Below are 22,280 nucleotides of genomic sequence, written 5' to 3'. Positions count from 1 at the left end.
ATGGCCGACGTTGTATCGATTTCCCGCGCCATCGTGGCGCAGATGGAAGCCATCGTTTACCCGAACGGCAAGGGGAAACCATCCGTAACCGGCCGCCCCATTAAAATCCGGCGTGGCTGGATCACCGAGGCCGATTATTCTGGCGCGGCCTGCACGCTGGGCAACGGCGTGGACTTCATCACCGTAACAGACCTGCAGGGCGGCTGGCGGCGCATTGATGAACCGTTGGGCCGACCGTGGCGGCAGGAGGCCACGATACCGGCCACCGTGTCGATCACGACCGTGGGCAACACGGCTACAGTCGTGCTGCAGGCCGACGCAACCCCGGCGGGCATTGTCGGCCTGCGTATCAGATCGGACAGTGCAGCCATCCCCGACCGGGCCGTAGCGGCCTATGCCGTGCAGGCCACCGACACATCCGACACGATTGCCGCCGCACTGGCTACGCAGATACCCGGCGCTACGTCCAGCGGCCTCACAATCACAGTGCCCGGCGCTACCGACCTGTCAGGTGCAACAGGCGGATATGCTCCGGCGGTCCGTACCGCGCGCAGGCAGCAGCAGCTATTCCAGATCACGGTCTGGTCAGCTTCGCCAAATGCCCGCGATGCACTGGGAACGGCGGTTGAGAACGGCATGGCCTTCGTCGACTGGCTGACCGACGCCAGCGGGTCAACCTTCCAGATCGAGGCCCGAGGCGACTGGAACAATGACGCCGCCCAGAACAGCGGCATCTTCATGCGCCCGTTCCGGTTCATCTGCACCTACGACACGGACGCGCGCGAGAACATGGCCCAGATGCTGTTTGGAACCGAGGTGTTCAGCCTGCCCGGCGGCCAGACCATCCACACAGGGGACGGCCCGCTACTGGCCGCCTCCTGACCCACCCGAGGACAACCAATGCCCACCACACCGACGCCTACGGCCGCCGGGCCGACACCTGCGCCCGCCGTCATGACGCCTGCCGATACCTACGTGGTCACACTGCCCGGTTACGGCTACCGGATCGGTACCAAGATCACCGATGCCGCCACGATTGCGAAGCTGAAAGCGAGCGGCACCCTTGGCCGCTTCACCGTGCGCATTGCCGCCGCTCAGGAGAAATAACCCATGCCCCAGCTCTATCAGGCAGGTAAGCTGAACACGAACAGCCTGACCGTGCCCGGCCTTTACGTCCAGATCCAGAAACCCGCTACGCTGGCGCTCAATGGCGTGTCCAGCGGCCGTATCGGCCTGGTCGGCACTGCCGGGTGGGGGCCGCTCAATACGCCCGTGATCGTGGGCTCTATGGGTGATTGCCTGTCCGCCTTCGGCACCAAGCAGGCACTGGCCACCGATATCGGAACGGCCGTCAACATCGCCATCCTCAATGGCGCATCCGATTTCCGCTGTGTGCGCGTGAGCGACGGCACCGACGCGGCCGCCACCGGCACGCTGGCTGGCGTCTCACTTACGGCGCGCTACACCGGCAGCGCGGGTAACGCCATCACGGCCACGCTGGCGCAGAACAGCATCGTGACCACCCGTTACACGCTGACCACCAGCCACAGTGTGCTGGGCAGCCGGGGCTATACCGGCACAACGTGGACGGACATTGCCGCCGCCATTGCAGCCGACACGTCCGCACTGGTCGTGGCCACCGTGCCCGATACGGTTCCTGATCTGGCGGCAGGCAGCGCAACCCTGTCCGGCGGTACGGACGGCGGCACGCCCACCACGGCGCAGTTCATGGGCGCGGACGCCGCCACCCGCACCGGCATGTATGCCCTGCGCGGGCAAGGCTGTGCGCTGGGTGTACTGGCTGGCCTGACCGATAGTGCATCGTGGACCGACCAGGTGGCGTTCGGTCTGGGTGAGGGGGTGTATATGATCGCCTGCGGCCCGGCGGGCGATACCATCACCAACGCCGTCAGCGCCAAGGCCGCCGCCGGCATCGACAGCTACGCCATGAAGCTGATGTTCGGTGACTGGCTGTGGTGGGACGACGATACCAACGGCGAAATGCTGGTGCCCCCGCAGGCATTCGTGGCGGGCCTGTTTGGCGGCCTGTCTCCCGAGCAATCCAGCCTGAACAAGCAACTTTCGGGCGTGATCGGCAGCCAGAAGGCGGGGCTGGTCAGCACCGGCACGACCCAGACTTATTCCGATGCGGAACTGGGCGCGCTGTTCGAGGACGGGATCGACGTGATCTGCAACCCGGCCCCGGGCGGCAGCTACTGGGCCGTGCGCGGCGGCATCAACACGTCCAGCGATGACACCATTGATGATGACAGCTACACCCGCCTGACCAACTACATCGCTGAGACCATCAATGCCGGCATGGGTGTGTTCGTGGGCGACGTGATCAACACCACCCTGTTCGGCGATATCCGCGCCGTGCTGCTGGGCACGCTGTCCAATATGGTCACGGCCGGCATCCTCGGCAGCACCGCTGCCTACGCTGTGGTATGCGACAGCACGAACAACCCGCAGTCCGAGACCGCGCTGGGCTACGTGCGCGCGGACGTGCAGGTCACCTATCAGGGCATCAACCGCTTTTTCGTGGTCAACCTGCAGGGCGGCTCCAGCGTGGTGGTCAGCACGGCCACGTCCGCAGCCTGATCCCGTTCCGTTTCAACAGCCGTCCATACCGGGCGGCTTTTTCTTTGGAGGATTGAATGGCAGACAAGCCATTTAACGTAGGCCGGGATTGCCGGGTTGTCCTGGTCTACAACGGATCGCGCATCAAACTGCCGACCGTCACCGGTTTCCAGGCGCAGCAGCAGACGCACCGGCTCATGTCCATGCCCCTGAATGACATGCCCTCATTCTACGACACGCCCAATGGGTGGAGCGGCGGGTTCGACTTCCAGCGGGACAATTCAGGCGCGGATGACCTGTTCGCGGCCATCGAAGGCGGTTTCTGGGAAGCCGGAACCATGATCCTTGGCAGCGTCTACCAGTATGTCACCGAATGCGATGGCACATCCACCACGTACGAATTCATGGGTGCCACCATCCGCCTGACGAACGCCGGGCACTATCAGTCCGAAAACATCGTCACCCAGCACATCGACTTCATGGCGCGCATCAGGAACAAGATTTCATGACCATGATCCCCAAGGAAATCACGACCGCATCTGGCAAGAAGCTGGAACTGAAGGAACTGGACCCCGGCAACATGCTGGACCTGATCGAAGTGGCAGGCACGGCCATGCAGTCGGCATCGGCTGGCGCATGGATGGGGTATGCCCAGATGATCTGTTCGGTGGATGCCATCGATGGTGTGCCGGTGGAAATGCCCGAAACCAAGGAACAGGTGAAGCAGCTTGCCCGGCGGATCGGCAATGACGGCATCATCGCCCTGCAGGCCGTGTTCTACCCGGCCAAGGACAAGAATGCGCCGGAGAAGGCTGTTCCTGCGGATGTGGACGCTGAAACGGCAAAAAACTGAGCAGGCACCCCGTTATGCAGGAAATGCTCCTGCTGGCCGATAGCGGGGTGCCTTGGGACGTTGCCAGAAAGTGGTCACGCACGCGGCGCTTTGCCGCCTGTGTGGCTATCACGGAACGGCGGAGCCGGGAGACATACGGCCTGATCCCGGCCCGTTTCGACTGGTCCATCGGTCGATATGTGGATGCTGAACCATGACGCGGAAATTCAACACGCTGGATGGCTTCATACGGCACCTGCGCGAGCGCGTGGAGCCGAATATCGCCCACGCGGTTCATCGTGGCGTTCAGGACGGAGCCGATCTTGTAAAGACCGAGACCAAGGTGCAGATCGGGCAATACCTGGATGGACCGGAAAGCGGATTGCCGACCGCGCCCCTGGCGGACCGGACCATAGACGACCGCATCCGCAAGGGGTTTTCGCCCGATGAGCCCGGTTTGCGGACCGGCGATATGCGCGACAGCTACGGCACGAGGGTCAGCGATGCGGCCCTGCGTGTGGAAGCCTCGATCGGATCTGACGACATCAAGGCCGTGGTGTTCGAGGTTGGCCGCATGGAGCAGAACAACTACCAGCCACCGCGCCCCGAACTGTCCGTTGCAGCATTCAGGAACGAACAGAAGGTGGCGCATGGCATTGGCCGCATGGTCGTGCGTGCGATCGAGGGCCGGCCGCTGCCAAATGCACGGGCGCAAGAAAGCGAATAGAGGGTTATTTTGCTGTGATAATTTTCCCTGCAGCTTCCCTAATCACTTTTTCTCCCCACTGATTAAGGCTCGTTCCAGCCAGTTCGGCCGCCAAAGCTGCATGTGCGTGCACTTCCGGCGCAACGCGGAACATCATCTTGCCGCTATAGGGCTTTTGCGGGTCTTTCCCGATCTGCTGGCATGTTTCCAGGTAGTCATCCACCGCCTCGTGGAAAGCTTCCTGCAGCCCATTAACATTGTCGCTCTCGAAGGTGATGATATCGTTTATCCCCGCCAGACGGCCCGCAAATACGCCGTCGTTCGGTTCAAAATCAACGCGGGCGTGATAGCCCTTATAGGTCATGACACTCATGGCTTGATCCCCAGATTGGTCAGGAAGTCACGCACGGCGCGAACCTGATATTCCTTGGCTTCCTTGCGCGGATGAGGGCGGTGAACCGCCAGCATCTGGCCCTTGCTGATGAACTTTACACGCGAGCCGTTGCCCTCAATCACTTCACAACCAACCGCAACCAGCAGGCTTTCGATTTCGGGCCACTTGATGGTGGCGCTGACCGGGTTGGTGAAGATCGCTTCGAGGGTGCGTGACTGCTTGCGGTTCATGCAAGCATAATGTGCCATCTATCTGCAGGATGCAAGCTAAAAGTGATAGCATTATCCGTATTTGTGCCGCACCTGTCAGTCGGAGCCTGCCATGCCCATCGAAGCCTATGAAATCGGCGTAAACCTCGTCGCCAACGCTACCCGCGTGACCGGGCCGATTGGCGAGATGATCGAGGCGCTGGAACGCCTGTTGTCTGCTCAGCGCGAAGCACAACAGGGTTTCAATGGCATGGTGTCGTCTCTAGGCGGCGCGCGGCGTCTGGCTGGCGGCATGGCGGATGACATGGAGCGTGCAGCGCGGGCTGCGCGAGATATTGCATCCGCTTCCGGTCGGTTCCGTGCGCCTCAGTACACAGGCGCCGATGAGGATCAGCCTACGCGCAGTCGCGGGGCGTCGCGGCCTTCTTCTGCGCCACCACCGGCCCCGCCGCCGCTGCCTGACGATCTGGGTCGTTCCAGTTACGTCTCGCCCTATTCGGCGGCAGCAACCAATGTGCCTGACGCGCCAACGCGCCTGCTGCCCGCACCGTCACCTGTTCCCCTGCTTGGGTATGATCCGCGCGGGGAGATCACGGTGGTGCGCGGCGCGCCAGGCCCCATGTACGGGTCAACCGGTCCCGGCGTCATGGTGGGGGCGCCTTATGGTCCGCCACCCCCGCGTGCCGAGCGGTCGCCACTACTGCTGGAATACCAGCCTGAGCCCAGCCGCGCGCTGACGGTCATTCCGGGGCAGGGCAGCAGCATGGGTAACGGGGCCAGCTTCCGGGGATCGGAAACCGGATATGCGCCCGATTTCACCATGTCTGGCGGTCCAGAATCCGTAACACCAGAACGCCACAGGTCCGCCCGCGAAACCACGATGGGCGTGAATTATGGTAGCAGCGATGTTTATGGGCCGTTTCCGTATGCTGGCCCCCACGCCGTCAATCCGGGGGAAGTCGGGGAAGGGGTGATGGCAGCCCGTGGGGCGTTGTCGGGTGTCGGCGTGCCGCGTGTTGGGCCGCTGGCGGCCGGTATGGCGGCATATGCCGGCATCCACGGGGCAGGGGAGACGCTCGCATCCGCGTTCAGCCAGACCGGGCAGTATGACCAGACGTTCCTCGGTATGCAGGGTGACCCGCAGGCTGCTGCAAACATGTCCGCCATTCAGGCCAGCGCACAGCAGGCCATGCGCGAAAACCGTTACCTCACGCCTGTGGATGCAGCCCGTATGGCACAGGAGGCATACGAGGTTAGCGGTGGCCATATGGAGGAACAGGCCCCGGTTACGTCCCTGATTAACCGTGTGGATCGTACCTTCCAGCTTCTGGGCAAATCGCCAGAGGAAGCGATGCGGGAAAGCATCGCGTTTATCCGGGCACAGGACATTTCCAACCGGTTTTATGACCCGCACACGGGTCAGTTCTCGATGGAAAGGGCGTCGGAAAGCACCAATTCTGCCCTGGGTATGGTCATTGCCAACCGGCAGTTCATGCGCGGGCAGAACTTCCAGTCATTCGCCCGGTCTGCAGGTTTGGCCGCGCAGAACATGTCCGATGAAGGCATGCTTAACCTTGCCCATTTCATCGACGTGAACCCGGCCCGCGCCGGTATGCAGGTGCGGTCGTTTGAAAACCTGTTTGCAGGCAATCATGTCCGCATGACTGATGGGGACTTCGCGTATTTCAGCGATAAACTACACTTGACAGATCGTGAGGGGCGATTTGTGGATCAGGCCCGACTGACCTCTGACCCTATTGGCTGGATTAATCGCTATCTATCGCCACTAATCAGGTCAAATCCTGATTTGACGGGCTACATCCAGCGCATGAACGTGTCGGATCTGGCGGGCGAGGCGACGGGGGCTGAGGGGAATATCGCCCGTCAGGCCGCTGCCGCCCGTCGCACGGATGCCATGCGATCGGTGGATGCCCTGTCAGGCGGCCAGTCTGCCCAGTCCCTCGCCATGCACACAGCATGGGAACGATTGGAGTTCACGGTGGGTCAGGCCGCGCAGGGGCCATTTATCAGTTCCCTGCAGGCGCTGACCGGAGCGTTCAACGGGATCAGTGATTTCGTGGGGAGACATCCCGATGATGTCCGGCAGTTTGCGGATGATATATCAGCCCTGATCCACGTTGTGGGGGGTATTGCTGGGTCCATTGGCGCGGTTCTGGACCACATTCCAGGCCCTTTGCGCCGCATTCTCGAAAGCGCAGCGGCAGGAGCGGCGACCGGAGCGATTGGCGGCTCTGTTTTGCCGGGCGCAGGCACCGCTGCGGGCGCTATTGGGGGCGCTGTTGTCGGTAGCGTCTTTGGCGTGGCGCATGAGGGCTATCATCAGGCCAATCGCATTTCCGCGATGCAGCCTGCTCAGGCGGGTGGCACGAACACGCAGCACGTGGGGACCGCGAATATCAGTGTAAAACTTGATAGCCGAGAGATCGCCGCGACAGTTCAGGATCTGCAGTTCCGTCAGACCCAGCAGGACATGCGCGCCAGCGGCACAGCCCCGGACGTGCTTCAGAACCCGCAGTTGCCGGGTAGGGCGATTGGTCGGTAGGCATCATCCATGATGGACACTCCTGCCAATGTGGTATTATGATACCGCATTGGCAGGAGACCCGAAATGGAAATAACGCCCGTTAATGGCTCCGATTTTTTGCGGAAAATTGAACAGGCTTACCCGGATTTTTTTCAGCCTCTGCAAGGGCGTGTTTTAGGATTGATACTGTTTCCGGTGTTAGGTGGGCCCGAACTATCTGCGCCTGATCAAAGCCCGGAAAATGCAGACTTGGGCAATCAAGGTAAACCGATCCATCGGCAGAAAGGGTTACTGTTGTTGTAAGGTCAAAGAAGCATTCTAGAGCGGGCTTTTCTGATGATAGAATTTTTGCCCATTTCTCTTTGAATTCCTTTGCTTCTTCGGATGCCATACCGGCAGGTTTTTTCTGATCGTCTGACATGGGTATCTCCTTTACGGAGACACCCTTCCACGGCCGTATGAGTCGCCCCTATAGGACGCCATCACACCGTTTTTGAAATCTCCGCCAGCCTAAGCAGCGTTGCCAGCAGAACGCGCGGTGCGCCTCTCTTGCCGTGGTAGCCTTCCGTCTCTTGAATGTCGACCATGGCATCAAGCAGACGGTAGGCGGGTCCATCTCCATTTGACATAACCTCTCCGATCGCATCCAGATCTATCGTGAGGAAACGTAGGCCGTGTTCGCGCTTATCGCGCAGCGCATACAGGGCGTCAGTGAAATAGGGATCTTCGGTCCAGCTTTTTGTGCGGCCTTCGTCAGAATCGCTCATTTAGGAATATTCCGTCCTGTTTATTGCCCATTCCGCGTAGGCTGACGCCCCTCGGCCTGCGCGTCTTTCTCACATTCATACTGCCCATACTTCGTGTTCCCGTACCAGCGTTCGTGCCGGTAATGGTAGACGCTGGACCGGGTGTTCACCCATACCGGCTGGTCACCTTTAGGGCAGACCGGTTCAGTCTGGGCACTGGAAGGGGCGTAGTCGTGCCGGGGCGCGTAGGCGTGGGATGCTGCGGGGGTTAGTAGGGCGAGAAATGCAACCGCAACCCTTACCTTTCGAAAGGAAGTCAACATGAAGCAGACAATGCCGCTGACCATCCGCGTTTCATTGCCCGATGGCCTTTCTCAAAACCTCACGGACCTTATCGGCCGCCGCTCGCTCGATTTCGCTTCTATTCTCTGCGATGATTTTTTTCGAAACCTCGCTGCGCGGCCCAAGGACGAAGCCACAGGACTGGCAGATGATCTCATCATCGCCCCGAGGCTGTCCATCGCTGACTTCGACGCCAAGGTTTCCGCCGCACTTGGGGCATTTCGGGCTGAATTGCAGGCTTCCTAGATCGCTCATCCGGCCCTCCTGTGGGGATATTTCCACAGGCCGGACGAGTCTGGCGAGTCAGCAGATTGTGGGGGCAGTTTGCGGTAGGCGAAGACAGTCTGTTCTGGCTAGATAATGCGGAATGGTACAAAGTTTATTCACATTGAGGGAGGGTAGTGTGAATAAACGTCTGGAAATATATGCGTGTCTTTTATTGTTTTTATTAATTATATCTATATTATTTATATTTGAATATAAGAAATCTTATTATGTCCGGTGCTCGGTAAGCGAGTTGTCCAAGGGGCACTTTGTTTTATGTACACCGAAAACACTGGCATGGTCGACAACGGAGTTTCCAACACAGCTTATCGGTGCGGATAACCCAGATGATAGCATTGGTATAACAACAAATCTTACATATAACGACAATAAGTGTTTAGTATCTTCCGAGATTAATGAAATTAGGTTCAGGAATAACTTTAAAAAAGTTATTGGTATGGGTTTTTTTAATTCTTCTGTTTCCGATTATATGGGAGATACAGAAAGATATTCGATGATGGATATGGTTGCTTCGGAAATTAGCGCGAGTCTTGTGCATCATCTATTTGAGCAAAACCATTCACCAGAAAAATGTAAATTTTCTTGGGAATATGTAGAACCGGATAAATTCGGTAATGATGTTAAACGGCCTATGTTCGACTTTGTTTTTTCAAAGTCCACATGGGCGAAAATCAACTGGAAAAATTTTAGGTTCACATCTATCCCTGAAATTGCCGATAATTATCATTCGGATAAAGACTTCGCATTAAAATCGGGGCTAGAAGCAATGATGTCGTCTGCGCCTCAATGAGAATATTCTGCGGTATTTATGAGCTGATGCCCGTTTAAAAAAGAGCCGCCTTCGGGCGGCTTTTTTCTATCAGCCTTTTTCTGTCTCTGGATCGGAAAAAGGGTTAGGCGCATTCCGCTCTTTGAGCCTCTCGGCTTCAATTTTTTTTCTGACCCGCGCGATGCGCCTTTCCAGTTGTCCAATGCGGGTTTCAGATAATTCCGCTGCATCTTTGGCATCTTCTGGGCTGTCAAAATCTTCCGCGTAATCGGTTGCCTCCATAAGCATTCCTTGCTCCGCATAGAGAGCGGCCTCAAGAGTCGCCAATTCATCGCTGAGTTTATGGAGTCCGGTCAAAGATACCTTCGCGGACGCTTCCGGCTTAACGGTATCCGGTCCAAAATCGTCATAGAAGCCACCATCAAACGTCCATGCCAGCCTCTGAATGATTTCAGCGGTCATGGATCGCCCGTGTTTTTCTGCCGCTTCATGCACCTGTTTTTTCAGGTCTTCCGGTATGCGCAGACGGAAATGAAGATCTTCTCGTGCCATGCCACACAGCATGCCACACATTTTCCTTGACGGATATGCCACACAAAAGCTATCGGTGTGTCTGCCGCACGGAATGACACACGGGTGCGGCATTTTGCGAAAGAGGGCGATATGGCCGCGAGAGGAGACCCGATGATCAGGGTCCGATTATCAAGTTGGATTAACGAATGGATGCGAGAGAACGCGAGGGCCAATCGTCGCTCCATAACAGGTCAGATTGAATACTGCCTTGAGCAGTACATTCATCATTCCCAAAAAACAGAAAAGGCACCGGGAGCCGACCAAAGCAATCCCGATGCCTCTCACGCTGAATAAGGAATACAGCTATGCAGAAACGTAGCACTTCAAAAAACTATAGTCCAGTCATTCAGAACCTGCGCGACAGCGTTCTTACGATAGATACTTATGTCCAGATTGGGCATCGTATTGGCTTGTCATATCATGCACAGGGCAAGAAGTGCCTTGACCTCATAGGTCCGGTTGAAGGCGCAGCAACGGCCATATCCGAGATGGCGAAGATTTCTGGGATAAAAACAGAAGACGCCATGGAAATCGCCGGAGCGATGGGAGCCGCTGCTATGCGTGCATTTGAAAAAGCGGAAGAAGCCAAGGGAGCCGCAGCATGAGCACCAACAAAGGCGTCCTCGTCTACAACGAAAAGCCAATCAACTTCTGCGATGAAATGCTGTGCCTCACCGACATGTGGAAGGCCGCCGGGAAGCCCGCCTCAAGTTCTCCTGCAGAATGGCAGCGGTCTGCCGATGCTGAGAAGTTCATCGAATTTATCAGTGAAACTCAAAACATGGGAATTTCCCATGTTATAAAATCCAATCCCGGAAAGGGCGGTGGAACGTGGGCTTACTGGCAGATCGCTTTTGCTTACGCCAAGAAGCTGTCTCCTGAGTTTCACGCTTGGGTCAATCAGGCCGCGCGTGAAAAGATGGAGGCTCTGGCGGGGAAGCAAAAGGAGAAGACCGTTAAGCGTGTCCGTAAACCCTCAGTCCTGCCGACATTCCGTACAGGCTTTGGCATCGCCAAGATACTGGGCCTCGACGATAATCAGGCGTCGATTTATGCAGATCGCTACACCAACAAGAAGTGCAACGAGAGTCCGCTGACGCTCATGGGCATTACGCACCATGAAGCGCCCGAAAATACCAAGACGCTGAACGCCAGCGAGATTGCCGAGCGCCTCGACCTTCCGGGATCGCGACCAGGCATCGCAGGAAACCAGCTTCTGAAAGAGGCTGGGTTGCATACGGACAGCCGCGACAAGAAGAATAAGATCGTATGGACACCCACCGAAAGCGGCATGCAGTTTGCCCGTTTGTCAGATACGGGGAAGGCTCATTCGGATGGGTCCGTGCAAACCTATCGCTGGTCTGAACGGGTTCTTGCGGTTCTTTCGTCTCATCTTGCCGTCAAGGGAGAGTCTGTATCTGTCCCTTTCGCCAAGAAGCCGGAGACCGCAACAGTGTAGCCCTCACGGAGAACCCGGTCAGCGGGCACTATCCAGAGGATGAAGAACTGCTGATCTGGATGGCGAACTGCGAGGCATGGGAAACACACCTCAAGGGCCGACCGAACGATGCCAACGCGAAGTGGCGGCGGAACGACCTGATCCGGCATATCCGCTGCCGTCTGGGCATCAAGGCTGTGGTGGAGCAGGCCCGGTGCGCGTTCCTGCGCAAGCGTGGGATTGGTGTGGAGCCGCAGGAGGAAGGGAAGGTAGACACTTCACCCGAGAAGATCGGGAAGATGTGTTATGCCCCGTTCTTCGGGACGATGGACTACGTTGGCGGCAGGAAATCTGCTGAAGAACTGTGGCAGGCCATGGGTGAGTGTGTCCAGTATGTCGCTCGTGTCATCGCGGACCGAGAAGGTCAGTCACGGCCACCCGCTGCGGTGAAGATGCTGATACCTGGCTGTGAAATTGGCCGGGAGCGTGAGTTGATCGGATAAGAAACTGGCCGCCTCCATCGCGGGGCGGCCTTTTTGCTGTCCAAAATGGACAACCTGCCAAAACGGTATTATATTACCGCTTTGGCAGAAGTCGCACCCAGTGGATTGCCACCTGCCTCATATCTTCAATCATCAGGATTGATCGAGACGTAGGAGCGCGGCATGACAGAGACGGCGAAGAAAACCGTTCCCCTCGCAGGTTCCGGGCATATCTGGCTGGAACCGTTCGACGGTGACGCGTCCATGTTGATGCTGTCGTCACCCAACGGGTCCAGCCTGCCACCTGCGGACTTCACTACCAACCTCATGATTAGCGGCAAGAAGCATGCCGTCACTTTCGCCTTTTCCGGCGGCATCAAAGGCCAGAAGCTATATCGAGCATCTGCGATAGCTCAAGCAGAACAATTCCCTAATGATACAGACAATCGTCTTCACCTGCACCGCAAGGGTATCACATTTGTTGATCTTGACGGAAATTATAGCTTTGTCGCGGCGGAGGATCTGCCCGATTGGAATACAGTGAGAACACTATGCTTACCAAAAAGAGGGACAGACGAGCCTGATCCCTCTTTGGTTCTTTCCGCGAAGCAAGGTTGGGAATTGTGGATTAAGTAAGTTATTTTATCTCAATCACTTTTTCAACAAATAGACTTCCTTCAAATAGTATTTCTTTTGAGTAAGTTCCGCTGACTTCTCCCTTCCAGTAACTATGAGCATTTTTAATATATTCTGGTTTTGCATGCAAAATGCATAATAAAAAATTTTGATAGCATTCGCAAACATTCCCTGTTGCAGATACTTCTAATATCTGAAATTTTCCCTCTTGATTCTTAATTTGATCAATCCAGAATTTAATAGAATCTTGTTCACATAACCATAAGCATTTCTGCCGGGATGGATGATCGGGAAAATGGGAAAGACGTACCTGTTCCCATATTAGTTCTCGAGCAAGCGTCGCATAATGCAGACCTAGAAAATAAGTCCCTTGAAAATTTGGCTTCGCTACGTCTTTTATATCAGTGGACTGAATTGTGTTATCAATACATTTCATAAGTACGTTCAGGGCTGGAGCTGTTGAAATGATATTTTTCTCTCCGTATTTAACTGGCCAAACAGGAGAGTGCTCGAAATGGCTGCGAAAAAAATTATTGTATTCATCCCCTACTTTATATGTTTTACCAACCTCCATTGGGCCCAGTAAATTATTGTGCCCATATCGATTGATATGATAAAAAATCTCATTTTCTACTTTGCGCATTTGGCACCTTCAAAAGAAGGCATTCTTCCACGCGCGCGAGAGTCGCTCTAAGCTCGACCGCGCATGGACGCTATGCGTTTATCTGGTCATCTTCTGTTTCACCTATGCCGGTATATCCGCATCATGCGCCACCTGATTCTCGCCGCCGTCCTGATCGGCACAATCCCAGCCGCCCAAGCCGCTCCATCCTGTCCCGGCGATACGGTGGTGTGGGTCAACCAGAATACTGGCGTCTATCACCTGCCAGGGGATCGCTGGTATGGGCGAACGAAACACGGCGCATATGTGTGCGAGCGCCAGGCCGAGGCAGAGGGCGACCATCGGTCTGGCGTCAGGGTGGCCCGCCAGCATACCCCGCGCTCGACCCGGCGCAGCACCACGCGCTCACCCCACACCGTTGATGAACAGATGCAGGATGCCCAGCCAGAGAGTATCGTGGAAAATCCGTTCTGACCTGCCTGCATGCAGGGTTGTGCCCTATGGCGGGTGGTATAAGGCGATTTTCGCTTGCGCCGACTTCGCCCTTGTACTTTTTCCAGTAATATGCATTATTCAGTCCATCATGCCCTGAATACGACCGCCAAGCCGCCCATCTGAGGCGGCTTTTTTGTTGGATTTCCCATGTCCCTGACGCTCATGAACGCTGAGACCGCCATCGGCTCGCTCGGGCGGCTATGGGCATCGGCGCCTGTCACCATTGGCAGCCTGACACTGACCGGCATGGAAGTGCCGAACCTGATCCGCGACGGCGGCGGCCAGCAGTTGGCCGTGCACAAGCTACCCGGCGGCAACCGGATTATCGACGCGGTTGGTAACGACCCCGACCGGCTGGAACTGTCCGGCACCTTCACTGGGCCGACTGCCATAGAACGGGCGCTGGCGCTCAAGCAGATGCGTATTGCAGGCCGACCAGTTCAATTCACTGGTGCGGGCCTCTCGCTTCTGGTCAAAATCGTGCAGTATTCCTACGATTATCAGAAGAAGGGCATTGTCATCCCGTACCGGCTGGTGCTGGAACAGCCCGCCCAGACCGCCACGACCGCGACCGGCAATTCATCGGCCCTGTCTGCACTGATTGGTACGGATGCGGCCAGCGCCATATCCGGGATCACCGGCGCCGTGAGTGACGTGTCCACAATAGCGGGAAACATCGCGGGCCAGCTTGATACCGTGGTTGGGCAGGTCACACCCATTGCGGACATGGTAGGGGCAGGGGGAGTATTCGCCAGCGTACAGGACAACCTGTCCGTAGTGGGCGGACTGTCCGGCGCCGGTGTGAACCTGGCATCCGTGCCCGAGAGTTCCGCCAGCCTGCTGACCGGGCTTGAGGCGTCAGGTTCTGGCCTGACAACGGCCATCAGCCAGACTGGCGGCAATCTGGAGGGCATCAGCCTGACCAACGCGGCCGGCCTGTCCACCCTGACCCAGAACGCGGAACTGCACAGCGCATCGGTCACGTCCGGCGCGCTGGTCAATCGCGCCTATGCGAACACCCTGACGGCCACGGACGGCACACAGAACGGACCCTTGGTCACGACACAGTAGGACAACCATGGCAACCACGATCAAGGTCACGGCGGCGGACCAGACGCTTTACCACGTTGCAGCCGCACGCCTTGGTGATGCCACGCAGTGGTGGCGCATCGCGCAGCTTAACGGCATGACGGACCCGGACCTGTCCGCGTTCACTTCGCCGGTGCAACTGGTCCTGCCGACCGTTGACGCCTCTCTGGCCAGTGGCGTGCCGGGGGTGTCGTCATGAGCGAGACAATCACTGTCACGGCGCGCCGTAAGCAAGCAATCTGGCGCATGCCCCGCGCCCGTCTGCTGGTCAATGGCGCAGAACATCCTGAGACCGGTCTGGAAGAATTCACGCTCACCCGCACCCGCTATAGCCGGGCTGACACGCTGGACCTGACGCTGGCACTGGATCGCACGCAGATCCCGGCCAACGGCCTTTGGTTCGACCTGCCCGCGTCAAAGAATGGCAAGGCGCTGCCCGATATCGACGTGACGCTACAGATGCGCGATGAGGCCCAGGCCGGCGCGCAGTGGACCACCATGTTCTCGGGCATCGTGGATCACGTCGAACTTAGTCCGGCGGAAACGGCCGTCCATATCCAGTGCCGCGACTATCTGGCCAAGTTGCTCGACATGCGCGTGCTGTCGGGCTGGATGAACATGACCGGCGCGGATGTGGTCAAGGCAATGATCACCGATGCCGGCCTGACGCCAGACGTGACCATGAAAGATGGCATGGTGGGGCAGTTCTGGCAGGTGGAGCACAAGCGCAAGTCCGCCAGCAGCCACAGCCGGTTCCAGACCGCTTTTGACCTGGCCAGCTACCTGGCGAATATGACGGGGTGTGATCTGTATGCAGACGGCAAGACGATCGTCTGCGCGCCGTATCCAACGGCCATCCAGTCCAACACCCACACCCTGACCTACGAGAACGCCGGACCGCTCGCCCCGATCAAAATGGGCGCGTCCGGGCTGCGGTTCACACGGGATTACCAGATCGCCAAAGGGGTGGTCGTGCACGTCACAAGCTGGGACAGCCGCCAGCGCAACCGGGTGGAATATTACTGGTCGGCCGAGGGCGGTTCGACCAAGAAAGCCGAGAGCACGGGCAACCTGCACAGCTTCACGCTACCGGGTGCGCGGCTGGACCTGCTCCAGCAGTATGCCCAGCAGAAATACAACGAGATCGTAGCGCACGAGCGCGTCATCAGTGGCCAGATCCCCGGCCGCATCACGCTGGCCCCGCGCCAGTTCATGCAGATCACTGGCACCGGCACGACATGGGACGGCACGCTGGATGTAGACGCCGTGACCAGCCAGTTCTCGTGGTCTGGCGGTTTCACCCAGCAGATCACGCTACGCACGCGCGACGTAACGAAAGACGAGGCCACCGATGCATGATCTCCGTATGGTGGCGTCTGGCATCGCTAACGCGCAGGCCCAGCCCGGTTTCGGCATTGTCAGTGCGGTAGACCCGGTGAACCATGCCGTGAAGGTCATGACGCAGCCGAGCAACATCGAAAGCGGCTGGCTGCCATATGCTGCCGTACAGGTCGGCAGCCTGCGCATCGCCTGCCCGCCAGACATCGGCACGCATGTGCTGGTCGTGCATGTGGAGGCCGACGCGGAACACGGCGTGGCCGCTGTCCCGATCTATGACGCGGTGGTCATGCCGCCCAGTTCCCCCGCCACGGGGAAGCCTGCGCAGCCGGGTGAATTTCTGATCGTGGCCGGATGCGGAACACCACCTGCCAATGGCGGCACGGCCGCCGGACAGGCGGTCCAGAACGCGCCGTGGTGGCACATCACCAAGGACACGATTTACAGCGGGGCAGGGAACGCCATCGAGACCCTGACCAGCGGCTCCAAGGCGTGGAAGGTGGGCAGCGTGGGCATGGTGCTGGACGCAAACGGTCTGGCCATTACGGGCGGCTCCATCACGACCGATAAGGACGTGACCGCGCAGGGCACTGTAACCGGGCAGAAAGACGTGCTGGCTGCTGGCATTTCCGGCAAGGGCCACACCCACAGCGGCGTGCAGCCGGGCGGCGGATCAACGGGGGCGCCACAATGAGCGCCTTATCCCACACCATGGGCGGCGATCTGGACCTGTCCGGCACCGGCGGCGTGGCCGTGGTGAGTGGTGCTGAACAGACCCGGCAGGCCCTGCTGCGCCGCCTTTGCACCAATGCGGGGGCCTATATCTGGCAGCCTGATTACGGCGCCGGGCTGCCTGCCCGGGTCGGCAGCGTGATGGACGAGGCGGGTATCCGTGCGCTGGTGCTGGAGCAGATGCAGGCCGAGGCCGGCGTGGACCAGACCCAGCCCGTCACGGTCACGGTGACCAACCCCAAAGTTGGAGTCTACCTGCTGGCCATCTCCTACACGGACGCCACCACCGGCGCGGTGCAGGAACTGACACTGACCACCTGACCTGCGGCCTCGGGTCGCCTTGTAATCGGAGCCTCCCTTGGCCATCACCTTCCAATCCTTCAAGACCACGCTGGGCAACATGGTCGCGGCGGCACAGGGCGCGTGCCCGTCGCTGCTGGACCTCAATGTCGGCTCACCCGGCCGCGCCATGCTGGAAGCCGTGGCGGGGCTGGCGCTGTGGTTCCAGTTCATCGCACTGCAGATCCTCTCGCGCACCCGCCTTGCCACATCGATCGGCACGGATGTGGACAGTTTCGTGCAGGATTTTGGCCTTACGCGCCTGGCGGGCACGGCGGCGACCGGCACGGTCACGTTCACCTCGTTCACGCCCGCGAGCCAGTCCGCCACCATCGCGGTGGGCAGTACGGTCAAGACGGCATCAAACCTGATCTATGATGTGGTTGAGGACAGCACCAACCCGGCATGGTCGGCAGCCGATGGCGCGTATATCCGCCCCGCGGGCACCGCATCCATCACGGTGCCGGTGCAGTGCGAGAGCGCGGGCAGTGCGGGCAACGTGGCGGCGGGTGCCATCTGCCTGCTGGGTACGGCCATTGCGGGCATCGATACGGTGACCAACACCGCGGCGCTCACCAACGGCAGCGATGGCGAGACCGACGCGGCCCTGCGCACCCGCTTCGTCGCCTACATCAACAGCCGCTCCAAGGCCACCATTGGCGCGATCGAGAACGCGGTGGCCGATGTGTCCGCCGATCTGGCCTATCAGGTGGTGGAGAACGTGGATACATCCGGCGCCTTCCTGCCCGGCAACGTGGTGGTGTATGTCGATGACGGGTCGGGCGATGTGTCAGACGCCACGATCAATGCCGTGTATGTGGCGGTGGATGCCGTACGGCCTGCCGCCGTGTCCATCATGGTGGTGCGCCCGCATGTGGTCCGCCCCGCTGTGGCCATGACGGTCAGCGTGGATGCAACCGGCGACCTTGCCGCGGTGCAGGGCACGATCAGCACCAATATCGTAACCTACCTCAACGGCCTCGCCATAGGGGCGGCGGCCAGCTACTCGCGCCTGATCCAGATCGCCTATGCCGCCAGCACGTCCGTGACCAACGTGACCGGCGTGACACTGGCCGGCGGCGTGGTGGACCTGCCCGCCACCATTGGCACGGCCTACCGGGCCGGGACGGTGGATTTTGGCTGATACCACACAGAACGGCTTCGCCCTGCGCATCCGCAGGCTGCTACCCACCGGCTGGTTCCCACCCGCACCCGCCACCGGGCAGCCCGAACAGGCCCCGGTGCTCAACGCCCTGCTGCAGGGTTTTGGCAGCGTGTTTGCATGGGTGTGGGCCCTGCTGGCGGGCACCGATGCCCAGACCCGGCTGGCCACCATGACCGGCGCGTTCCTCGACATGTTTGCCGCCGATTTCTTCGGCACCATGCTGAGCCGCAACCCCGGCGAAAGTGACGACGCTTTCCGCACCCGCATTGAGGAAGCGCTGTTCCCCTCGCTGGGCACGCGCCCCGATGTGGTGAACGTGATGGCCGATGAAGTGAGGCAGGCCGGGCGCGTGATCGAACCGCGCAACGCCGCTGACTGCAAGGGGCTGGGCAGCCTGTCCGCGCCCGCCACTGGCGGCGGCTACGGCTATGGCGTGTCCGCCCTGCGTTATGGCTCGCGCGCCGCACCCTTCCAGCTATTTGCCCAGCTACCAACGGGTGACACCAACCCGCCCGCAACACAGACCCTGGACCGCATGGCCGATGTGATGCCCGCCGGCACCATCGCATGGGTTCAGGACGTGGAGACCCTTGACTGATGGACAGGCAGATCGTCTACCCCGCCCAGATCCCGCTGGATAGTGACCAGCTCAACGCCCAGCGCAATGCGTATGTGGGTCTGGGTCAGCTTGCGGCCATGGCTTACGGCTGGTCCACGGTGGCCGCAAGCGGCTTTGCCTGCACGCCCGGAGCGGGGCTAGCCGTGACCGTCGCGCCCGGCTCGCTGCTGGCCCCCGGCGTGGTGGATGGCACGGCCTATGGCACGCTGGCTGCCGTCGCCAGCGCGCTTGTGCGCCAGTATGTCAGCCGCGATCCGGCCACGCTGACTGTTCCGGGTGCAGGGGCGACCTATACCGTTTATGTCACTCCCGCCACGGTCGATACGGATGATACCGTGCTGCCGTTCTACAATGCCGCTAATCCGTCCGTGACCTATGCCGGATCGGATAACAGCGGAAAGACCGCACCTACCGTGCGGCAGGATGCTGCGCAACTTGGCATTGGCACATCCGCGCCCAATGGCGCATATCCGCTGTGGATCATCACCGTGCCCGCAGCCGCTACGTCCATCACCACGGACATGATCGTGCAGGCGGATGGTGCACCGTTTTACGACACCATTCCGCAGCTACAGGCGGATAAGCAAGATGCGCTGGGCTTCACGCCCGTCCAGCAGGGCGGCGGCATCAACCAGGTGGCGGGCAAGGTGTTCCTCGGCCGTGACACCACCTATCCGGGGCTACGCTATTCCTATGTTAATGGCGGGGGCAACACGGTCACGGGCGGCTATCTGCTCTCAACATACGGGACAGAACTGAACGCGGCTTATGGCCAGCTTGGCGACCTGTCCCAGGACAGTGGTGACCGGCTGGTTTACCAGTCCTATGATATGAACGGCAGTTACTACACCGCCGCCCTGCTTTCGGACGTTACGGGCGAGGCTGCGGCCCGTGCGGCGGCAGATGCCAGCCTCATGGCCGGGTTTGCTGGCGGGATCAGCGCGAATGGCGACAAGCGACTGTATGGCGGTCATCTAGATGGTGGCAGCGGCAAGGTCGCTATTAGTTGGGACGGCGGCCAGGCGGACATTGCCTTCGCCTCGGACGTAACGGCAGAAGCCGCAGCACGCGCCGCCGCTGACGCCACGCTGGTTTCAGGCACGAACAGCATGGACACGAGCGCCGGGGACATGCAGATATTTTCGCTGCATTATTCCGGCGGCATGTCACGGCCAGCAGTAGGATATGGCCCCAACGGGGCCAGCCAGACCTATGCCGCTGTCGCCTTGTATTCAGATGTCACCAATGAAACGATCCGGGCCACCAATGCGGAAGCCGGGCTTGTTTCTGGCACATTTGAGATGGCCAGCGGGGACTCTCAGGGTATCGGGCTTCACTGGTCCACGGCGCTTGGGGCCGCCATGTTCGCATATGGCACGGTTTCCGCCTCCACCGTCATCCAGCTTGCGTCCCACAGCGAAGTGGTGGCCGAGACGACACGGGCGACTAACGTGGAAGCCACGCTCGTGTCGGGAACTTCGGGAGTGGTCGCGGCAAACGGGGACAAGCGCGGGAACGCTCTCCACCTTAACGGTTCGTCTGGGAACATGAGTGCCGTCTATGACGGCGGGTCGGGTGATCTGGCGTGGGCTGCCGATCTCACCGCAGAGGTAACCCGTGCAACCAACGTCGAGGCTTCCCTTATATCGGGAACTTCGGGAGTGGTCGCGGCAAACGGGGACAAGCGCGGGGACGCTCTCCACCTTAACGGTTCATCGGGAAACATGAGTGCCGTCTATGACGGTGGGTCTGGTGATCTGGCGTGGGCTGCCGATCTTCCCACGGCAGGAAGCCTTCCTGACACAGACGATTATCAGAACTGTCGATGGACCATCATCAACGGCGTGATGACGCTTTCATTTGTTGCGCTAGGAACAGGCGCAGGCGGCTCCGCAAACAATTCTGTTGTTTTCCCAAAGGCATTTGCTGCCGGAACAACGCCGGTGGTTAGCCCTACCATTGATCGTGAGCCGGGATCGTCGGGAGAGGGGGTATCGAGATTTGTAACCCTTGCGGGGTCTGATGACCCCAGCTCGCCAGTCAGCAATACTGGTTTCCAGTTCCAGCCGACATTTACCACAGGAAATGGCACCAATACGTCGAGCAAGGCATATCGCCTTCAAGTCGTGGCGATAGGCAACGCGCCATGATCATAAGCACAATTACAATCTGACAACCGGAGATATTGACAATGACCGACACGACAGCCACATCCCCCACCGCGCAGAATTACGTCCTGTACCGAACGCAGGCCGATGGCTGGCAGCAGGTGGGCTACGTCATCATGGCGATGACGCTGCCCGGCCCCACGGCCTTTACCCCGCCCGCGGGCATGGCGCTGGGGCTGGATGCGGCCAGGGCCTATCCGGCAGGCAGCATCTATCCCGTGCCGTCCACGGGCTACACGCTGGCTGGCGCGGCTACCGCAACGGCAGGGACGCCCCTGACACTGACCCTTGCGCCCAACAATGCTGGTCCCCAGGCGAACACCACCGTCACGCTGTCCGATGGTGGCGCGGGCGGGACCTTTTCGGCCAGTACCGTCACGTTTGATGCAGGCAGCACGACCGCGCAGACAGTGACCTACACGCCCAAGGCGGCCGGGACTGTGGCCATCAGCGCCACGAACAATGGTGGCCTGACCGATCCCGCCTCTCTTGAGGTGACGGTGGGAGCAGCGGCCGCGTCCTGACCAACCCGACAATCCGCGTCCGCCCGACCGCCCTTGAGGCGGTTTTTTTATGCCTGGAAATCTGATGTTCATTCTATGGAGAGTGCTGGGGTTCGGTGAAGACCCCCAGCTGCGCGACCGTCTGGTCCGTGTCGAGACCAAAGTCGAATCGACCGAGACCGACCTGCGGGCGCTACGTGGAGAGGTCCGCACCCTTTCGACCGAGATGCGGGAGTGTATGGGGCAACTGATCGGGGGCATGAAGGCGGTCAAGGCAATCGGCACCGCCATTGTGGGGCTGATCACCATCATCGGCACTGTAGCGGCCGCCCTGTTCGCCTATCCGCCTTTCTGTGACTGGTTTGCGCATTTCCTGCACGGTGGCCATCCATGATGCCGGGTGATGCCGGGCTGAACCTGTCTGACCTCAAGGTCCGCGTGATTGCTCCTACCCTGACCCTGATCGGCATGGGCGGCCGTGCCGCGGTCAACCTGCTGGCAGGCACGGCGCTGGCCGAAAGCGGTTGCCGCAGACTGGTGCAGGACGGCGGCGGCCCTGCCCTCGGTCTGTGGCAGATGGAGCCGTTTACCCATGATGACATCTGGAAGACGTTCCTGCCCGGCAGCCAGATGGGCAGTCTGGTGGGCAGGCTCCTGTCCACACGGGGTAACT

30 protein-coding genes and 1 pseudogene are annotated in these 22,280 nt (G+C 59.5%); 25 read left to right on the top strand and 6 right to left on the bottom strand.

Annotated elements, in window-relative coordinates; genetic code table 11:
- From DY926_RS15140 to DY926_RS15110, 6 genes are all read left to right on the top strand, one after another.
- A complete protein-coding gene (locus tag DY926_RS15140) occupies nt 1-882 on the top strand; it encodes a hypothetical protein (RefSeq protein ID WP_116704126.1) in 882 nt (293 codons plus the stop codon).
- A gap of 18 nt (nt 883-900) precedes the next feature.
- Nucleotides 901-1,107 carry a hypothetical protein gene (locus DY926_RS15135; protein ID WP_116704125.1) on the top strand — a complete coding sequence of 69 codons (207 nt, stop codon included), beginning with the start codon at nt 901-903 and terminating at the stop codon, nt 1,105-1,107.
- Between the two features lie 3 nt (nt 1,108-1,110).
- Nucleotides 1,111-2,601: a phage tail protein gene (locus DY926_RS15130; RefSeq protein WP_116704124.1), complete on the top strand. Its 1,491-nt coding sequence runs from the start codon at nt 1,111-1,113 to the stop codon at nt 2,599-2,601.
- 56 nt (nt 2,602-2,657) lie between these two features.
- Complete coding sequence (locus tag DY926_RS15125) at nt 2,658-3,089, top strand: hypothetical protein (protein ID WP_116704123.1); 432 nt, start codon at nt 2,658-2,660, stop codon at nt 3,087-3,089.
- A complete protein-coding gene (locus DY926_RS15120) occupies nt 3,086-3,433 on the top strand; it encodes a hypothetical protein (RefSeq protein ID WP_116704122.1) in 348 nt (115 codons plus the stop codon). Before DY926_RS15125 ends, DY926_RS15120 begins: the two co-directional genes overlap by 4 nt.
- Nucleotides 3,434-3,626: 193 nt before the next feature.
- Complete coding sequence (locus DY926_RS15110; protein WP_116704120.1) at nt 3,627-4,139, top strand: hypothetical protein; 513 nt, start codon at nt 3,627-3,629, stop codon at nt 4,137-4,139.
- 4 nt (nt 4,140-4,143) lie between these two features.
- Here DY926_RS15110 and DY926_RS15105 read toward each other — a convergent pair whose 3' ends face one another.
- On the bottom strand, nt 4,144-4,491 hold the full coding sequence (locus DY926_RS15105) for a type II toxin-antitoxin system HicB family antitoxin (protein WP_116704119.1): 348 nt from the start codon (nt 4,489-4,491) through the stop codon (nt 4,144-4,146).
- Nucleotides 4,488-4,742, bottom strand: coding sequence for a type II toxin-antitoxin system HicA family toxin (locus tag DY926_RS15100; protein WP_116704118.1), 255 nt, complete (start codon nt 4,740-4,742; stop codon nt 4,488-4,490). Before DY926_RS15100 ends, DY926_RS15105 begins: the two co-directional genes overlap by 4 nt.
- 91 nt (nt 4,743-4,833) lie before the next feature.
- On the opposite strand from DY926_RS15100, the gene DY926_RS15095 reads away from it, so the two are divergent.
- A complete protein-coding gene (locus DY926_RS15095) occupies nt 4,834-7,284 on the top strand; it encodes a hypothetical protein (RefSeq protein ID WP_241503257.1) in 2,451 nt (816 codons plus the stop codon).
- Nucleotides 7,285-7,366: 82 nt separating this feature from the next.
- Here DY926_RS15095 and DY926_RS17085 read toward each other — a convergent pair whose 3' ends face one another.
- Nucleotides 7,367-7,687, bottom strand: coding sequence for a hypothetical protein (locus DY926_RS17085; RefSeq protein ID WP_148707814.1), 321 nt, complete (start codon nt 7,685-7,687; stop codon nt 7,367-7,369).
- Nucleotides 7,688-7,748: 61 nt separating this feature from the next.
- Nucleotides 7,749-8,033, bottom strand: a complete 285-nt coding sequence (locus DY926_RS15090) for a hypothetical protein (protein ID WP_116704117.1) — start codon at nt 8,031-8,033, stop codon at nt 7,749-7,751.
- A gap of 300 nt (nt 8,034-8,333) precedes the next feature.
- Between DY926_RS15090 and DY926_RS15085 the strand changes: the two genes are divergently transcribed.
- Together DY926_RS15085 and DY926_RS17080 are read left to right on the top strand one after the other, a co-directional pair.
- Complete coding sequence (locus tag DY926_RS15085; protein ID WP_116704116.1) at nt 8,334-8,600, top strand: hypothetical protein; 267 nt, start codon at nt 8,334-8,336, stop codon at nt 8,598-8,600.
- 157 nt (nt 8,601-8,757) lie between these two features.
- Nucleotides 8,758-9,429: a hypothetical protein gene (locus DY926_RS17080; RefSeq protein WP_148707813.1), complete on the top strand. Its 672-nt coding sequence runs from the start codon at nt 8,758-8,760 to the stop codon at nt 9,427-9,429.
- 69 nt (nt 9,430-9,498) lie between these two features.
- Here DY926_RS17080 and DY926_RS15080 read toward each other — a convergent pair whose 3' ends face one another.
- Nucleotides 9,499-9,972 (bottom strand): Arc family DNA-binding protein, encoded by a 474-nt coding sequence (locus DY926_RS15080; protein ID WP_196778587.1) that lies wholly within the window; start codon nt 9,970-9,972, stop codon nt 9,499-9,501.
- A 314-nt stretch (nt 9,973-10,286) separates the two neighbouring features.
- Here DY926_RS15080 and DY926_RS15075 point away from each other — a divergent pair, with 314 nt between their 5' ends.
- The 4 genes from DY926_RS15075 (at nt 10,287) to DY926_RS15060 (ending at nt 12,537) form a co-directional block, all read left to right on the top strand.
- Nucleotides 10,287-10,586 carry a hypothetical protein gene (locus tag DY926_RS15075; RefSeq protein WP_116704114.1) on the top strand — a complete coding sequence of 100 codons (300 nt, stop codon included), beginning with the start codon at nt 10,287-10,289 and terminating at the stop codon, nt 10,584-10,586.
- On the top strand, nt 10,583-11,440 hold the full coding sequence (locus DY926_RS15070) for a KilA-N domain-containing protein (RefSeq protein WP_116704113.1): 858 nt from the start codon (nt 10,583-10,585) through the stop codon (nt 11,438-11,440). The genes DY926_RS15075 and DY926_RS15070 overlap by 4 nt, the downstream gene beginning before the upstream one ends.
- 59 nt (nt 11,441-11,499) lie before the next feature.
- Entirely contained in the window at nt 11,500-11,922 is a 423-nt protein-coding gene (locus DY926_RS15065; RefSeq protein ID WP_116704112.1) for a hypothetical protein, read from the top strand.
- 162 nt (nt 11,923-12,084) lie between these two features.
- A complete protein-coding gene (locus DY926_RS15060; protein WP_116704111.1) occupies nt 12,085-12,537 on the top strand; it encodes a hypothetical protein in 453 nt (150 codons plus the stop codon).
- Nucleotide 12,538: 1 nt separating this feature from the next.
- Here DY926_RS15060 and DY926_RS15055 read toward each other — a convergent pair whose 3' ends face one another.
- Nucleotides 12,539-13,180: a DUF2441 domain-containing protein gene (locus DY926_RS15055; RefSeq protein WP_116704110.1), complete on the bottom strand. Its 642-nt coding sequence runs from the start codon at nt 13,178-13,180 to the stop codon at nt 12,539-12,541.
- Nucleotides 13,181-13,303: 123 nt separating this feature from the next.
- Here DY926_RS15055 and DY926_RS15050 point away from each other — a divergent pair, with 123 nt between their 5' ends.
- From DY926_RS15050 to DY926_RS14995, 12 genes and pseudogenes are all read left to right on the top strand, one after another.
- Nucleotides 13,304-13,633 carry a hypothetical protein gene (locus tag DY926_RS15050; RefSeq protein ID WP_116704109.1) on the top strand — a complete coding sequence of 110 codons (330 nt, stop codon included), beginning with the start codon at nt 13,304-13,306 and terminating at the stop codon, nt 13,631-13,633.
- A gap of 168 nt (nt 13,634-13,801) precedes the next feature.
- On the top strand, nt 13,802-14,725 hold the full coding sequence (locus DY926_RS15045; protein WP_116704108.1) for a hypothetical protein: 924 nt from the start codon (nt 13,802-13,804) through the stop codon (nt 14,723-14,725).
- A 7-nt stretch (nt 14,726-14,732) separates the two neighbouring features.
- Entirely contained in the window at nt 14,733-14,942 is a 210-nt protein-coding gene (locus tag DY926_RS15040; protein WP_116704107.1) for a hypothetical protein, read from the top strand.
- Nucleotides 14,939-16,102 carry a hypothetical protein gene (locus DY926_RS15035; protein ID WP_116704106.1) on the top strand — a complete coding sequence of 388 codons (1,164 nt, stop codon included), beginning with the start codon at nt 14,939-14,941 and terminating at the stop codon, nt 16,100-16,102. The genes DY926_RS15040 and DY926_RS15035 overlap by 4 nt, the downstream gene beginning before the upstream one ends.
- Entirely contained in the window at nt 16,095-16,775 is a 681-nt protein-coding gene (locus DY926_RS15030) for a phage baseplate assembly protein V (protein WP_116704105.1), read from the top strand. The genes DY926_RS15035 and DY926_RS15030 overlap by 8 nt, the downstream gene beginning before the upstream one ends.
- Nucleotides 16,772-17,134, top strand: coding sequence for a phage tail protein (locus DY926_RS15025; RefSeq protein WP_116704104.1), 363 nt, complete (start codon nt 16,772-16,774; stop codon nt 17,132-17,134). The genes DY926_RS15030 and DY926_RS15025 overlap by 4 nt, the downstream gene beginning before the upstream one ends.
- Before the next feature lie 37 nt (nt 17,135-17,171).
- A complete protein-coding gene (locus tag DY926_RS15020) occupies nt 17,172-18,296 on the top strand; it encodes a baseplate J/gp47 family protein (protein WP_116704103.1) in 1,125 nt (374 codons plus the stop codon).
- Nucleotides 18,289-18,915, top strand: coding sequence for a hypothetical protein (locus DY926_RS15015; protein ID WP_116704102.1), 627 nt, complete (start codon nt 18,289-18,291; stop codon nt 18,913-18,915). The genes DY926_RS15020 and DY926_RS15015 overlap by 8 nt, the downstream gene beginning before the upstream one ends.
- Nucleotides 18,915-21,086: an autotransporter outer membrane beta-barrel domain-containing protein gene (locus DY926_RS17900; protein WP_241503256.1), complete on the top strand. Its 2,172-nt coding sequence runs from the start codon at nt 18,915-18,917 to the stop codon at nt 21,084-21,086. Before DY926_RS15015 ends, DY926_RS17900 begins: the two co-directional genes overlap by 1 nt.
- Nucleotides 21,087-21,127: 41 nt before the next feature.
- Complete coding sequence (locus DY926_RS15005) at nt 21,128-21,628, top strand: hypothetical protein (protein ID WP_116704101.1); 501 nt, start codon at nt 21,128-21,130, stop codon at nt 21,626-21,628.
- A gap of 64 nt (nt 21,629-21,692) precedes the next feature.
- Complete coding sequence (locus DY926_RS15000; protein WP_241503255.1) at nt 21,693-22,001, top strand: hypothetical protein; 309 nt, start codon at nt 21,693-21,695, stop codon at nt 21,999-22,001.
- Nucleotides 21,998-22,280, top strand: a pseudogene (locus tag DY926_RS14995) (hypothetical protein); the annotation flags it as partial. The gene DY926_RS15000 and the pseudogene DY926_RS14995, both read left to right, overlap by 4 nt.

Origin of the sequence: Komagataeibacter melaceti (assembly GCF_003403295.1) — a bacterium.
In the GTDB taxonomy this organism is placed as follows: Bacteria; Pseudomonadota; Alphaproteobacteria; order Acetobacterales; family Acetobacteraceae; genus Komagataeibacter; species Komagataeibacter melaceti.
Note: the sequence above shows the minus strand (reverse complement) of the source record. Positions and strands in the feature narration are given on the sequence as shown.

Excerpts from the sequence above, each read along its gene's own strand:
- DY926_RS15140 (WP_116704126.1), top strand. The coding sequence starts at position 1 with ATGGCCGACGTTGTATCGATTTCCCGCGCCATCGTGGCGCAGATGGAA.
- DY926_RS15135 (WP_116704125.1), top strand. The coding sequence starts at position 901 with ATGCCCACCACACCGACGCCTACGGCCGCCGGGCCGACACCTGCGCCC.
- DY926_RS15130 (WP_116704124.1), top strand. The coding sequence starts at position 1,111 with ATGCCCCAGCTCTATCAGGCAGGTAAGCTGAACACGAACAGCCTGACC.
- DY926_RS15125 (WP_116704123.1), top strand. The coding sequence starts at position 2,658 with ATGGCAGACAAGCCATTTAACGTAGGCCGGGATTGCCGGGTTGTCCTG.
- DY926_RS15120 (WP_116704122.1), top strand. The coding sequence starts at position 3,086 with ATGACCATGATCCCCAAGGAAATCACGACCGCATCTGGCAAGAAGCTG.
- DY926_RS15110 (WP_116704120.1), top strand. The coding sequence starts at position 3,627 with ATGACGCGGAAATTCAACACGCTGGATGGCTTCATACGGCACCTGCGC.
- DY926_RS15105 (WP_116704119.1), bottom strand. The coding sequence starts at position 4,491 with ATGAGTGTCATGACCTATAAGGGCTATCACGCCCGCGTTGATTTTGAA.
- DY926_RS15100 (WP_116704118.1), bottom strand. The coding sequence starts at position 4,742 with ATGAACCGCAAGCAGTCACGCACCCTCGAAGCGATCTTCACCAACCCG.
- DY926_RS15095 (WP_241503257.1), top strand. The coding sequence starts at position 4,834 with ATGCCCATCGAAGCCTATGAAATCGGCGTAAACCTCGTCGCCAACGCT.
- DY926_RS17085 (WP_148707814.1), bottom strand. The coding sequence starts at position 7,687 with ATGTCAGACGATCAGAAAAAACCTGCCGGTATGGCATCCGAAGAAGCA.
- DY926_RS15090 (WP_116704117.1), bottom strand. The coding sequence starts at position 8,033 with ATGAGCGATTCTGACGAAGGCCGCACAAAAAGCTGGACCGAAGATCCC.
- DY926_RS15085 (WP_116704116.1), top strand. The coding sequence starts at position 8,334 with ATGAAGCAGACAATGCCGCTGACCATCCGCGTTTCATTGCCCGATGGC.
- DY926_RS15080 (WP_196778587.1), bottom strand. The coding sequence starts at position 9,972 with ATGCTGTGTGGCATGGCACGAGAAGATCTTCATTTCCGTCTGCGCATA.
- DY926_RS15075 (WP_116704114.1), top strand. The coding sequence starts at position 10,287 with ATGCAGAAACGTAGCACTTCAAAAAACTATAGTCCAGTCATTCAGAAC.
- DY926_RS15070 (WP_116704113.1), top strand. The coding sequence starts at position 10,583 with ATGAGCACCAACAAAGGCGTCCTCGTCTACAACGAAAAGCCAATCAAC.
- DY926_RS15065 (WP_116704112.1), top strand. The coding sequence starts at position 11,500 with ATGGCGAACTGCGAGGCATGGGAAACACACCTCAAGGGCCGACCGAAC.
- DY926_RS15060 (WP_116704111.1), top strand. The coding sequence starts at position 12,085 with ATGACAGAGACGGCGAAGAAAACCGTTCCCCTCGCAGGTTCCGGGCAT.
- DY926_RS15055 (WP_116704110.1), bottom strand. The coding sequence starts at position 13,180 with ATGCGCAAAGTAGAAAATGAGATTTTTTATCATATCAATCGATATGGG.
- DY926_RS15050 (WP_116704109.1), top strand. The coding sequence starts at position 13,304 with ATGCGCCACCTGATTCTCGCCGCCGTCCTGATCGGCACAATCCCAGCC.
- DY926_RS15045 (WP_116704108.1), top strand. The coding sequence starts at position 13,802 with ATGTCCCTGACGCTCATGAACGCTGAGACCGCCATCGGCTCGCTCGGG.
- DY926_RS15040 (WP_116704107.1), top strand. The coding sequence starts at position 14,733 with ATGGCAACCACGATCAAGGTCACGGCGGCGGACCAGACGCTTTACCAC.
- DY926_RS15035 (WP_116704106.1), top strand. The coding sequence starts at position 14,939 with ATGAGCGAGACAATCACTGTCACGGCGCGCCGTAAGCAAGCAATCTGG.
- DY926_RS15030 (WP_116704105.1), top strand. The coding sequence starts at position 16,095 with ATGCATGATCTCCGTATGGTGGCGTCTGGCATCGCTAACGCGCAGGCC.
- DY926_RS15025 (WP_116704104.1), top strand. The coding sequence starts at position 16,772 with ATGAGCGCCTTATCCCACACCATGGGCGGCGATCTGGACCTGTCCGGC.
- DY926_RS17900 (WP_241503256.1), top strand. The coding sequence starts at position 18,915 with ATGGACAGGCAGATCGTCTACCCCGCCCAGATCCCGCTGGATAGTGAC.
- DY926_RS15005 (WP_116704101.1), top strand. The coding sequence starts at position 21,128 with ATGACCGACACGACAGCCACATCCCCCACCGCGCAGAATTACGTCCTG.
- DY926_RS15000 (WP_241503255.1), top strand. The coding sequence starts at position 21,693 with ATGTTCATTCTATGGAGAGTGCTGGGGTTCGGTGAAGACCCCCAGCTG.